The organism is Eubacterium segne (genome assembly GCF_014287775.1).
Classification (GTDB): Bacteria; Bacillota; Clostridia; order Lachnospirales; family Lachnospiraceae; genus Eubacterium_G; species Eubacterium_G segne.
Genome location: NZ_JACOOZ010000004.1, coordinates 256,188 through 268,803, shown reverse-complemented (window position 1 = coordinate 268,803; position 12,616 = coordinate 256,188). Strand labels below are relative to the sequence as shown.

Annotated in this window: 13 protein-coding genes and 1 tRNA gene; 10 read left to right on the top strand and 4 right to left on the bottom strand. The window is 31.8% G+C overall.

Going from position 1 to position 12,616, the window contains the following annotated elements; genetic code table 11:
* Positions 1-3: 3 nt before the first annotated feature.
* Complete coding sequence (locus H8S00_RS07625; RefSeq protein ID WP_021953583.1) at positions 4-327, bottom strand: hypothetical protein; 324 nt, start codon at positions 325-327, stop codon at positions 4-6.
* Between the two features lie 428 nt (positions 328-755).
* On the opposite strand from H8S00_RS07625, the gene trmB reads away from it, so the two are divergent.
* Positions 756-1,394 carry a tRNA (guanosine(46)-N7)-methyltransferase TrmB gene (trmB, locus tag H8S00_RS07620; protein WP_021953582.1) on the top strand — a complete coding sequence of 213 codons (639 nt, stop codon included), beginning with the start codon at positions 756-758 and terminating at the stop codon, positions 1,392-1,394.
* A gap of 360 nt (positions 1,395-1,754) precedes the next feature.
* Here the strand turns inward: trmB and H8S00_RS07615 are convergent, their stop codons facing one another.
* Positions 1,755-3,026: an AI-2E family transporter gene (locus H8S00_RS07615; RefSeq protein ID WP_186840351.1), complete on the bottom strand. Its 1,272-nt coding sequence runs from the start codon at positions 3,024-3,026 to the stop codon at positions 1,755-1,757.
* 224 nt (positions 3,027-3,250) lie between these two features.
* On the opposite strand from H8S00_RS07615, the gene H8S00_RS07610 reads away from it, so the two are divergent.
* The 3 genes from H8S00_RS07610 to H8S00_RS07600 all read left to right on the top strand — a co-directional run bounded on the left by H8S00_RS07610 (position 3,251) and on the right by H8S00_RS07600 (position 4,656).
* Positions 3,251-3,685, top strand: a complete 435-nt coding sequence (locus H8S00_RS07610; protein WP_021953579.1) for a zinc-ribbon domain-containing protein — start codon at positions 3,251-3,253, stop codon at positions 3,683-3,685.
* 13 nt (positions 3,686-3,698) lie between these two features.
* Positions 3,699-4,409 (top strand): SHOCT domain-containing protein, encoded by a 711-nt coding sequence (locus H8S00_RS07605; protein WP_118589810.1) that lies wholly within the window; start codon positions 3,699-3,701, stop codon positions 4,407-4,409.
* 174 nt (positions 4,410-4,583) lie between these two features.
* Positions 4,584-4,656 (top strand) — tRNA-Lys (locus H8S00_RS07600).
* Between the two features lie 544 nt (positions 4,657-5,200).
* On the opposite strand, the gene H8S00_RS07595 is transcribed toward H8S00_RS07600, so the two are convergent.
* The gene (locus H8S00_RS07595; RefSeq protein WP_186840350.1) at positions 5,201-6,577 is read right to left on the bottom strand and encodes a tyrosine-type recombinase/integrase; all 1,377 of its coding nucleotides are present in this window, start codon (positions 6,575-6,577) and stop codon (positions 5,201-5,203) included.
* A gap of 128 nt (positions 6,578-6,705) precedes the next feature.
* Positions 6,706-7,305, bottom strand: a complete 600-nt coding sequence (locus tag H8S00_RS07590; protein ID WP_118024964.1) for a helix-turn-helix domain-containing protein — start codon at positions 7,303-7,305, stop codon at positions 6,706-6,708.
* A gap of 167 nt (positions 7,306-7,472) precedes the next feature.
* On the opposite strand from H8S00_RS07590, the gene H8S00_RS07585 reads away from it, so the two are divergent.
* From H8S00_RS07585 to H8S00_RS07560, 6 genes are all read left to right on the top strand, one after another.
* Positions 7,473-7,688 carry a helix-turn-helix domain-containing protein gene (locus H8S00_RS07585; RefSeq protein ID WP_021953575.1) on the top strand — a complete coding sequence of 72 codons (216 nt, stop codon included), beginning with the start codon at positions 7,473-7,475 and terminating at the stop codon, positions 7,686-7,688.
* 15 nt (positions 7,689-7,703) lie between these two features.
* The gene (locus tag H8S00_RS07580) at positions 7,704-8,012 is read left to right on the top strand and encodes a relaxasome subunit MobC (protein WP_118024963.1); all 309 of its coding nucleotides are present in this window, start codon (positions 7,704-7,706) and stop codon (positions 8,010-8,012) included.
* A 178-nt stretch (positions 8,013-8,190) separates the two neighbouring features.
* Complete coding sequence (mobQ, locus tag H8S00_RS07575) at positions 8,191-9,618, top strand: MobQ family relaxase (protein ID WP_158573370.1); 1,428 nt, start codon at positions 8,191-8,193, stop codon at positions 9,616-9,618.
* The gene (locus H8S00_RS07570) at positions 9,563-10,360 is read left to right on the top strand and encodes a DUF6040 family protein (protein ID WP_118436609.1); all 798 of its coding nucleotides are present in this window, start codon (positions 9,563-9,565) and stop codon (positions 10,358-10,360) included. Before mobQ ends, H8S00_RS07570 begins: the two co-directional genes overlap by 56 nt.
* A gap of 93 nt (positions 10,361-10,453) precedes the next feature.
* Positions 10,454-11,185 carry a LytR/AlgR family response regulator transcription factor gene (locus tag H8S00_RS07565; RefSeq protein ID WP_118024960.1) on the top strand — a complete coding sequence of 244 codons (732 nt, stop codon included), beginning with the start codon at positions 10,454-10,456 and terminating at the stop codon, positions 11,183-11,185.
* A complete protein-coding gene (locus tag H8S00_RS07560) occupies positions 11,182-12,489 on the top strand; it encodes a sensor histidine kinase (protein WP_118024959.1) in 1,308 nt (435 codons plus the stop codon). Before H8S00_RS07565 ends, H8S00_RS07560 begins: the two co-directional genes overlap by 4 nt.
* The last annotated feature ends 127 nt before the right edge of the window (positions 12,490-12,616 follow it).

Sequence of the window (12,616 nt, the reverse complement as noted above, 5' to 3'; positions counted from 1 at the left end):
GGCTCACTCCTTTATAATGTTGTTAAATATACCTTCCGCTAAGGCTTCACCCTTTGATGCAAAGAGATTGTTTAACTTTTCTATATCCTTTAAACATTCCTTTTGGCATTTATCTATTTCTATTTCGTTTTCTTTATTTAACTGTTCTTTATATTCATTAACACAGGAGTCCACATCCATTTGAAGTTCCCGGTCGTATTGTTTTTTTTGCTGATTAATATAATCTGCATACTTTGCTTTTTCATTAAGCGATTGTTGCATAATTTTAGCTGAAGCTGAATCAATTTCTGCCAATTCGTTTATGATTTTGTTAATATCCTGACTCATGTGCAGCCTCCTTCACTTTAAGTTATATTGTTTTATGTCATATAATCTTATACCATATGTTTTTATGTTGTGAGATTTTTATATCATATGGTTTTGGGCATAAAACAGAGTGGCACTAAAAATACATTTGCCCCTCTATTATACTATTATCCTTAAATAATAATTAATAATACATTTAACAAAATATGTAGTAAAGATAATAGACAAAAAGCCCCGGTGACAATCTTACCGAGACTTACACATCAAGGGTAGATTTGCTCAAATACCCTTTCTTAGACTTTAAGTCTACTTTAACACTTTTTGTAAAAATTACAATAAAAACTTGAAAAAATTAATGAAACCAATTAGAATTTTTCATTATAATAAGTGATTAGTTAATATCTATATCAGGCAAATAAATTTATGTATTTTACAGATTGGAGACAGGCATGAGATTAAGAAATGTACCGGGATCAAGGGAAGCTATTGCAGAAAGCAATTTAGCAATAAATGAACCACAGGTTTTAAAAGGAAAATGGAATGAAGAGTTTGGAAATAATAATCCCATAAGAATAGAAATAGGAATGGGCAAGGGTAGGTTTATTACACAGTTAGCCCTTGAAAATCCGGATATTAATTATGTAGGAATTGAGAAGTATTCCAGCGTTTTGATTAGAGCAATTGAAAAGTGCCAGGATATAGAGGTACCAAATCTCCGTTTTATAAGAATGGAGGCGGAGTATATTTGTGATGTATTTAATAAGGAAGAAGTTGATAGAATATATCTGAATTTTTCAGATCCGTGGCCGAAGGACAGACATGCAAAAAGAAGACTTACGTCAAAGCAGTTTTTCGAGAGATATGATAATATTCTAAAAAAAGACGGAGTGGTGGAATTTAAGACAGATAATGATTTGCTTTTCCAGTTTTCCTTAGAGCAGGTGCCGGAGGCAGGATGGAATCTGGTAGCACAGACATGGGACCTTCATAATGATAGCGAAATGGTTAAAGGAAATGTAATGACGGAATATGAAAGCAAGTTTTCTCAAATGGGAAATCCTATACACAAGCTGGTGGCTAACAGGTAGACGGGCAAGCCGGTGGCTAATGGGTAGAAAGGGAAAATGGCAGAAAATAGGGGAATTAGGCTAAATGAAAGCTGGTTGGAAATTAGGCGTGGGCGGTTGGAAAGCTAGAATTGAGAAAATAACTGTACACAAATCATTTGGATGCTGTGAGAGGAATATAATCTGCAAAATGAACCAGGAAAAGGTTGATTTCATAAGAAATTCCCGGTAGGAATTATGCCTTCATCGGCCATATGAAAAAAGGCAGTTGAATTGTAAAAAAATTACAATCCAACTGCCACAATCTACAAGTTCACAATCTACAAGTTCACAATCTACCAAGTCTTACATCCCCCGGCTTCTTGTATCATTATCTGTATTTTAATCTTCCGATTTAGTTTCTTCCTTATTATTGTTCTTGTTCTTATCCTTATCCTTCCCTTTGCGGACCTTTTCATTTTTAATAACCGGCAAATTAATATTTTTCTCGGCAAGTTTCTCGTTTACATGGTCTTCCATTAATCCGGTAATAACGGCAACACAAGGAACACCAAGCAACATACCGGGAACACCTGCAAGCCATCCACCTAAAGTAATGGCAAATATTATCCACAGCGGACGCATACCTGTGGAATCTCCCAGAATTTTTGGACCAATAACATTTCCGTCAAGCTGCTGAATAACAATAATCAGTATGCCAAATATGAGACCGCTTTGAAGAGAGTAAATGCACAAAAGAAGGGCACTTGGAATTCCCCCAAGGAAAGGGCCAAAGTATGGAATCATATTGGTAATGCACACAATGATACTTACTAAAAGGGCACACTCGGCAAAACCGGAAACATTAAAAAGGCTGATTATTATCATGCTAATAAAAGTTAAAATTCCGATAATAAGGGAATCAATCATTTTGCCATCAAAAAAGTCCATGAAAATTCTTAGAGACCTTTTAATAATATTCCATATCTTGTTGGCACGCTCATATTTAAAAGTAGCAAAAACAATACGTTTAATTCCACGTATCTGCATTTTCTTATCAATAAGAAGATAGCAAGAAACGATAATTGCAACAATAAGATTAAATACAAATTTAATAACAGTAACACCGGTTACAACAATGGTAGTGGTGATATTTTTTATAAAATCACTAAGAAAACTTTGTAGAGTTGAATCGGCACTGGTTATGGTATCCTGTATATATTTAAGATCCAAATCCGGGTACTTTTCCGATAGTCTGTTTAAAAAGTCCATAATGGAATTAGCCCATGAAGGCATTTTCTCCAAAAGCTGGTTCAAACTGTCAATTAATTCAGGAATAAGAACAGTAAGTCCCAAAGCTGTTGCGCTTAAAACAATGCCATAAGATACAAAAATTGCCAACATTCTGTTTAAAGCATCATTTTTTATATGGAAAAACTTTTTGAATACCTTTTTTCGCATCCAGGAAACTAACGGATTAATAAGGAAAGCAATAAGTATTCCTATTAAAAAAGGTGACATGGCAGATAAGAAGGCGTTGAGAGTGGCTGAAGTTGACTCCCAAAAGAAAACGGCACGCACTAAAACTGCCATAATAAATACAGATACGATGCAGTAAATTGCAATGGTAAAATATCTGCTGTTGACTTCAAATTTATTTTTTTTATTGTCCATAAAACTTTTTCTCCTAAAAGCATAAATTCATAATTATAAGTGCCTATTTGAACATTATAAATAGTATAAAAATAAAAAACAATAATTATAGGAAGAAATATTTGCAAAGAAATAAAAAAACTTAAAAAATTCGTAAAAGTAAGACGATTAAATTTTAAGGAGACACACGTGTGTACCTATGAAGGAATATAATTAGGGCATAAAATCAAAGGAGGAAAGAAATAATGAAAAAATGTCCAAAATGTGGAAAGGAAGTAATGGATAACATTAACGTGTGTACAGCTTGCGGAGCAAAAATAACAGAAAGCAAAGTTAAGGTGGAAAAGAAGGAGGCAGCTCCGGCTTACGGTGTTATCACGGGGGTTTTAGCCATAGCAGGCATTTACCTGATAGCAAATGTATGGTCACTTTTAGGAGCGTTGGTGTATTTTGTGGGCTTTGGGATGGCATTATCAGAAATTAAAAGAGACAAGGATTTTTCAGATAAGAATTTCGGAGATTTTGCAAAAAAAAGTTTTAAAAAACAGAACATTCTGAAAAAAGGAATCCCTGCAATAGTGGTTGTAATAATGCCATTGGTAGTAGCTTATGGAATTTACGGATGGATTATATTGGATTCCGTAAGAACAGCACAGCATATAACAGATTTGATAATGTAGGGAAGGTGAAAAAATGGGATTGTTTGGAAATGACAAAATAGATGGAATGTTTGAAAAAGCCAAGGAAACATTAAAAGACACTACCGACAAAACAAAGAAAGCCTTTGCGGAATCCTCGGAGCAGATGAAACAGCATAATGCAGAGAGTAAAAACATGAAGGCACCTGTGGAGGGAGCAATAATCCGCTATGGCGTTACATATAATGGAGGTTTGGCAAAATATCCTAAGGCTCAGTCAGGGGAGATAGGGTTAAATGTTTTGGAGGACTGTTTTTATTTGAAACCTACAATGACAACAGTGGAGTGGTTTGAGGAAATGGCGATTCCATACGAAAAAATAAAAAAACTTGAAATTGTAGAAAGAAAAATAAGCAATGCAGAATGGCTTTTAAGTAGTTCACGTTCAGATATGAAAGCCATGGAGCAAAAAAATAACATTGAAATATCCTACATAGACAGCGATAACAAGAACCAGTTAATACGTTTGGAAATGCTAACGGGAGTAAGTATATACGGACAGGCTGGAAAATGCGTGGAATTTATGGACGTGCTAAGGCAAAACGACATTCCGGACAAATTCATAAAGGAAACAACCCAAAATACCACGGAAGCACAGGTGGATGTACTAGGGCAGATAGAAAAATTATCTGAATTAAAAGAAAAGGGGATATTAAGTGATGAAGAATTTAATAGCAAGAAGAAGGAATTGTTGAAAAAGCTGTAATAACCGTTAAAAAATTGGAAATAATAACTGCTAAATGAGAAAATAACAGTAATTTTTTGTGGCAAATCACAAAAAAGAAAATAAAATGAAGAAAATGTAAAAAATTACTTGAAATTATTAAAAAACTGTTATATAATAGCATTCGTTCCGTTAAAGAACAAAGACATAGGTTTTGCGCCTCTAGCTCATTTGGTAGAGCACCTGACTCTTAATCAGGGTGTGCAGGGTTCGAGCCCCTGGAGGCGCACTTGCGGGTACCGTTTCGGACATTAAATTGCCTGGGGTGGTACTTTTTTTGTGCGTTAGCAATGAGCAGTGCAAAATGGAAAGAAAAAGGACGATATGGTCTGAATGCTTGCATTCAAGACAGAGCGTCTTTTTTCTTTTTATTTAATGCGGCGAATGCCGCATCAGCGAGATGAAACTAAGTGCAATCGAGCTGTGCACTGCCTTATTTAAAGGCACATTCCGCAAAATCCCTTATAAAACCAGAAACTTCTCTGAAACATAAAAGCAACTTGTTTTCCCCTGAAAAATACAATCTTAAAATAACTACCAATCTACATATTTCAGTTTTAAAATCATTATTAAAAAATTAATGTAACAACAACATCAACATTAAAAAACATCAATAAAAATCAGATTAAATTAGAAGGAAAAAGGTTCGAAAAAATCAATGTTATGTAAACCTTTCCCACAAATCTTCCCACAAGTTGTGGGAAGGATGTTATTTTCGATTATATTTTCTTATATCTATTCATAAATTATTTTGTAAAAAATCTTATCTCATCCTATCCTATCTTATCAGAAATAGCATTCTCAAATATATTGACAGCTTTCTTTCTGGATTTTTCAGTAACATGAGAATAAGTATTCAGAGTAATCTTTATATCTGAATGTCCAAGTAGTGACTGTACATCTTTAATGTTAGCACCATTTAATACTAATGTAGAAGCGTAAGTATGTCTTAAACAATGAAAATGAAAGTGACTGATTTCAGGCAAATTCTTCTGAACTACTTTGTTACACCATTTGAGAGTTTGAGTTGTAAGTAATTCTCCATCAGGCTTTGTACATACAAAAGTTAAAGGAGATAGTGAAACGTTGGAATCAATATCATCCACATGAATTCCATGACAAAAACGTGTGGAATTCTTAATATAAGATTCGTTATAGTCCGTATAAATCTGACAATGTGATTTACCTCTTATTTCGGTTGTATGATAAAACTGATTCTGATACAAATCGCCATAGATTTTTTTGTTTCGTTGTTGCTCGTGTTTTGCAATTAATAAAATATGGGCAAGACTGTCTCCAAAATCTATAGCTCGTGGCTTGCCATTTTTAGGAACTTTCAGCTCCCAAGTTTTCAAATCCTTGTCATAATACATCGAACGTCTAACATATAAAACCTGATTTTCAAAATCAATATCATCCCAAGTTAGTCCACATACTTCTCCGGCTCTCATACCTGTATGGTAAGCAATTTGAATTGGTAATGCCAAATAACAATAATCTTCTACGGAAGATAAGTAGTTAATTATTTTTAAAAATTCCTGATGCGTTATGGTTTGTACTTTAGCTTCATTAGAGTTACCAAAAAGAGAATTATCTTTTGCAACTTTTCTTTTTTTAACATATTGCATTAAATTTTCTCTAAGCAGTTTTTTGGGATAGACTGCATACTTAAACATATTGTTAAGGACAAGAAAAAATTTCCTCATAGTTGCTTTTGCATAAGGTTTGGCAATTTGATTGCCTTCATTGTCATAAATGCCAAAATATAATCCGTCAACATATTCCTGAATATCTTCTATAGTTAAATCCTTTAATTTGATTTGAGAAAAAGAATTATTGTGAATATTATTGATTACATTTTTATATCCGTATTTGCCATTAGTGGTAAGATTACTATTTTCAATTTCGGCATTGTACCACATATCGGCAAGCTGTCCTACAGTTAAGGAACCAGCATAAAATATAGAACCATCCTGACGATATTCTTCAAGAGCCTGCTTTAGCATAAAAGTAGTTTCGGCTTTAGTTTGACCGCCCTTGAATTCATGCATTTTCCAATTTCCATCCTGATCTTTTATTCTAAATCGGTAATACCATTGAGAACCTTTTTTTCTTACACTTCCTGTTTGTAGTGACTCAAAATTATTCATATTATTTCCTTTCCAAGTTAAGTACTTGGGAAAGGATAATAGGCTAATATATCATTTTTCTTCAAGTAATTAACTTTTTATTTTTTTGTAACCATGTGAAATACCTCCTACATAAAATTATTTAAATATTATTGCTTCAAAAGAGCGTTAAGTCTGTTGTTTGCAATAGTTGGATTTTTTGCATAAGTTCTAAGAATATCGCTTAACTCGGTAAAAGTATTTATTGTACTGTTAAGCTCTCTTAAAAACATAACTTCATTAAACTCATTTGAAGAACTAAACCCAATAGTTTTAGCAATATCACTATTATCATTATTAGAATAATTAGAAAGAGCAAATTCAAAAGATTTGTTAAATTCTGCAAATTCATTTAATAATAATAAAAACATGTTTTTAGAAAACATTGATGCGTCTTCAGTTAAATTATTAGAGAAAGATTTTAAAACTGAATTGAATGAATCAATTAGTTTCAGTTCCATATAATCTTTTACATCAGAGTTTAAATCTGATGTTTCTCCACGTAACCATTCCGGTGTAGTGTGAAGTATTTCAGCAAGACTGTCCACAACAATTTTTTTAGAATTATCAATAAGTCCTGCTTCATATCTTTGAGCTGTGGATATATTAACGCCCATTTTGTCAGCTATATATCCTAAACTCAGATTTAATTCTTTACGTCTTTGCTTGATACGTTTTCCAATATCAGCACATAATTGTTTATCTCTCATAGGAATAAACTCCTCTCTTTAAGATAACAAAATAATATCATATATATTTGCATAATGCAATATTGAGTATTGAAATTAATTTGCTAAAGATATTGACAAATTTTAAAAAGCAAATTATATTATAAAACAATAATTGCAATATGCAAGCGAGAAAGGAGATGATAAACATGCAAAATGCTAAATTAGCTTATACAGTAGAAGAAGCTTCAAAATCTACAGGTATAGGAAAGAATACTTTAAGAAATCTAATTGAGTGGAAAAAAATACCTGTAATAAAGGTAGGCAGAAAGTTTCTTATTAAAAAAGATGTGCTGGAAAATTTTTTGTCAAAAAATGAAGGCAGAGATTTAAGAATAAGAAATGATGTTGAAGCAATTAAATAATAGGAGGGATTTAAAATGGCAAAAAGAACATATGAAGAAAGAAAAGATGAACTTTCAAAGAAACAAATTGCATATTTGGAAAAGGCAAACAATTTAAAGGAACAGATTAAAGAGTTGGAAAAGAAGCAGGCTGAGGAAAATAGAAGAAAGCGAAATCACAGGTTAATTGAGGTAGGTGCAGCAGTTGAATCAGTTTTGGGAAAAACTATTGAAAAAGATGACATACCTAAATTGATAGGATTTTTAAACAAGCAGGAACAAAACGGTAAATATTTTTCAACAGCAATGGGAGTTAAGGAAACAAATGTTAATTCAAATAAGTAGTTTGTGAAAGGGAGTAGATATTTTTCTATTCCCTTCTTCTTTTAAGAAGGGCGCACTTATACGTGGGCGGAGCCCAACGTTTATAAACATTCGCGTTGCTCATTGTGCGCTCTTACTCAGAGGGAGCCAAACTATGCGTTTGGATAGCACCAAGTTTCACTTGGATGGAGGTGTAAATATGGCAATATATCATTTTACAACAAGAATAATTAAATCAAGTATTGGAAAATGTGTTGTTGCGTCAGCTGCATATATTTCAGGACAAAAATTAAAGGATGCAAGACTTGGTTTATCTTTTAACTATACAAGAAAAGAAGAAGTTGTATTTGCAGAAGTACTCTTACCTAAAAATGCACCTGAAGATTTGGCTGATAGAGAAACTTTATGGAATGCAGTTGAAAAAAGGGAAAATAAACGAAACAGTCAGTATGCAAGAGAGTTTGAAATAGCAGTTCCCAATGAGTGGAATCGGGAGCAGACAATTTCAAGAATGCGGGAATTTATAAAGGAGAATTTTGTAAATAAAGGAATGGCAGCAGACTGGGCATATCATGAAAAAGAAGGAAATCATCATGTGCATTGTATGTGTACAATGAGAGCATTTAATAAAGATGGAAGTTGGTCAAATATGCGAAAGACAGAGTTCGCACGTGATGATAATGGAAACAAAATACCATTGCTTGATGAAAATGGAAAACAAAAGGTAAGAATCAGAAAAGGAAAGGGCGAAGAAAAACTTTGGAAAAGAATTGATGTGATTCAAAATCAATGGAATTCAAAAGAACAGCTTAAGGAATGGAGAAAAAACTGGGCTGATTATTGCAATAAATTTCTTATAGAGGAACAAAAAATAGATCATAGAAGTTTTGAAGAGCAGGGATTAGATATTGAACCTACAATTCATGAAGGCTATGCAGCAAGACAAATGGAACAAAAGGGAAAAGTATCAGACAGATGTGAGTATAACAGAAAAGTTAAGGAATCAAATAAATTGGTAATGCAGATTAAGAAGAGCATTGCTGAAATAACAAAAATATTAAAGGAAAGGGTTGAACAGATATATGAAAGAGTTGGAAGAGTTAAAGGAAGTATTGGCAGTGATAGAAAAGGTAGGGGATACATTGAGCCTAATGGAAGAACTGAATCAGGAAAACAGTCTGTTGAGTCAACAGGTAGATTCATTAATGATACAGAACAGAAAATTAATAGAACAGAACAAAACATTAAAACAACAGAATCAGCAATTGCTGAAATCAAAAGAAGAATGAGGAAGGAGAGTAGTAAGATAGATGACAGAATCAGAAAAATTAAAAATGAACGAGCTGGCAGACTTAGCAGAAGAACTGACAGCGGAGTTACAGCAGATGGAAACAACAATATTAACGCAGAAAGCAAAGATACAGAAACAATCATCAGACAACTTAAAACTGCAACGGACATTGCAGAAAGCATCATTGCAGATTCAGAATCAAGCAGAGAAAATAAAATTGTTGAACGAGAAAATAGAGAGCTTGAGCGAGAGCGACTTGCAGTTGAGGAAAGCAGAAGAAATGATGAAAGAAGCAATGAAAATAAAAGAACAGACAGACAGGCAAAGAGAAGATAACAACGCAATAATAAACGAAATCAAGGTGCAAAAGAAATTACTTGAAAATAAAGAAATAAAATTGTCAGAAAAAGAGAAAAAACTTGAATTAAGAAAGCAGGACTTACAAAAAGAAGTAAGTCAACAAGTCCTGATGGGAAAATTGAAAACAGAAAACCAAATGGAGAAAAAGTATAAGGGATTGATTTTTATATTACTTACATATGGAATTGTATTTTCGTTATGCGTTGCATATAGAAATAGTGTTTTGAAAAAAGACATTTTTCAAATTGGTAATTGGATTAAAAATATATTTATTAGAGTAATTAGATTAATTAAAAAAGCATATAACATTGTCGGATTTGAAATAAATTGTAATATAGGTAACAAAAACATGGCAGACGGTGTGAAAATATTGGCATATGTTGGAATAACAATAATGCTTTTGTTGATCGTTATGTTAATAATGGTTTTAGTTATAAAAATCGTAAAGCTGATTAGAAATAAAGTATTAGATAGAAACGCAGCTATAGTTGTATTAACAGAATTACTGGCAATAATTATTTTTGGAGATGTAATAAATAATTTATGGAAAATCAATTTAGTTATGGGTGCAATGGTTGTGTTGGTGATTTATGCCATTATAAAAGTGATGGTGAATGTTGAAGATATAGTTAGAAGAAATTATGTGCTGATATTAATAAGTGGGGGGATTGGAGTTGCGTTAGTTGTTTTTATGTTAGCAAAAGAATACATTAAATAAATTATTTGCATAATTAGACAAATTTGAGTTTTATTGTATTCTCTGTTACAATACAGAATTGTAATCTAAAAATACTGGTTGGGGGTGAAATCAATGATAGTGAATATTGCAGTGTGTGATGATAAACAGGCATCTTTAGATATTATTCAGAAAGAATTGGTTAAAGCTGCAAATAATTTAAACATTACAATAGAAACTTATCTTTATATGGATGGGAATGAAGTGGTAGATTTGATTTGTAACAGCAAAGAAGACTTTGACATTTTATTTTTAGACATAGACATGCCAAATATTTCCGGTCTTGAAGTCGCAAAAAAAATACGAAATGCAGGGTCTGATATTATACTTATTTTTATTTCCGCACATGAACAGTATGTGTTTGAATCTATTGATTATAATCCATTCAAATATATTAGGAAAAATAAAATAGAAGAAGAAATTGAATATTCACTGAAAAGAGCATATAAACGAATTTCCAGTGAAAATGCTAAAAGCATTGTAGTTAAAACAGAGGATGGAGAAGTCCGCTTAAAACATACAAGTATTATGTATTTTGAAGTATATGCAAGAAGGATGAGTGTATTTACAAACGGTAATCAAAAAAGAAATCTTGTAGGAAGAAAAACCATAAAGAAACTTTATAGTGAATTGAATGATGAAGATTTTATCCAAATACATAGTGGTTGTATTGTTAATGTGAAATATATAGATGAATATTCAGGTCACGATATAACATTGGATAATGGAACAAAATTGATTGTCAGCAGACCAAGAATAAAAGAAGTAAAAGAAGCCATATCAAGTTATTGGAGCAGAAGAGTATGATAGTATTATATTGGAGCGTAGAATATTTTGCAACATTAGTGGAAACTATATTGTGTTGTATTTTAGTAAAAATTTTTATAAAAAATGAATCATTTAATGATAAAAATAGTAAAATGAGAATATTTGTATATTCCTGTTTAGCGTCCATTATGGTTATGACAGTAAACAAAATGGAGCTGTTTTCATTTATTAATGGAATATTGGGAATTATTATGTTGTTTTCGCTACAGTGTATTATATACAGGCAGAGATATAACTTACTGATATTATCGACTTTAATTTATGCGGTAATAGATTCGGCAATTGATTTTGTTATTGCACAAATGGGTGGAATCCTTATGTCGGTAAAGACAAGTTATCTGCTTAACGAGCAAAGTTTAGAACGTTGTGGATGCGTTTTCATTAGTAAGTTGATATTATGCATTTTAATTTACTTAATTTATAAATATAATTATGAAAAAGTAGACATTCCTAAAAAGTATATAGTTGTAATATGTTTTATTGCAATTATATTAGTTGCTTTAGATTACTATACTATTGAAAAAAGTATAGTATCCGACAGTCAGGATATAAGGTTATTTTCGGTTATCTTTTTTTTCTTTTCAATTGTAATGATAATCGTGATGTTTGATTTGGTATTAAAGTTAGCGGAAAATTATCAACAAAAACAGGAGCTAGCTTTGTTGGAATTACAAAATGAAATGAATGTAAAAGCTGAGAAAAATACGGAACAGACCTTTAATTTATGGAGAAGTAGCATACACGATTATAAACATAAAGTATTGGTAATTAAACACTGGTTAGATGAAGGAAAAATAGAAGAATTAAAAGATTTTATTGAAAATGAAAGTGAGACTCTGGCGCAGAAGATTTATTACATAAAAACAGGTAATGAAGTGGTAGATGCCATTATAAACACAAAACAAAATTTGGCAGAAAAAAAGGGGATAAACTTTTCAGTTAATGTTAAAATTCCACCGGAATGCATAGTTTCAGATATAGATTTTGTGTGTATTTTTGGGAATTTAATTGATAATGCCATAGAGGCATGTGAAACACAAAGTGAGAAACGTATTGAAATTATTGTTAAGGAAATAAAAAAATTACTAATCATAAAAGTAATTAATTCATATAAGGGCAAATTACCTGATAAACTTTCGACTACAAAAAAAGAAAAGAGGTTTCATGGAATTGGATTGAAAAATGTAAAAAGTATTTTAGAAAAGTATGATGGAACATATCAAATGATAAAAGAAGATGACGAAGTAATTACAAAAATTATGATATTAAACAAAAAAAGATAACTCTGGAGTTCATTCCAGAGTTAATTTTTTTTTGCAAAATAATCCAAAAAAATAGCAAAAAAATCCATTTTTCGTTTTGTGGGATATTTTTTGATACTATTTGTAATAGCAATACAGAAATCAAAAG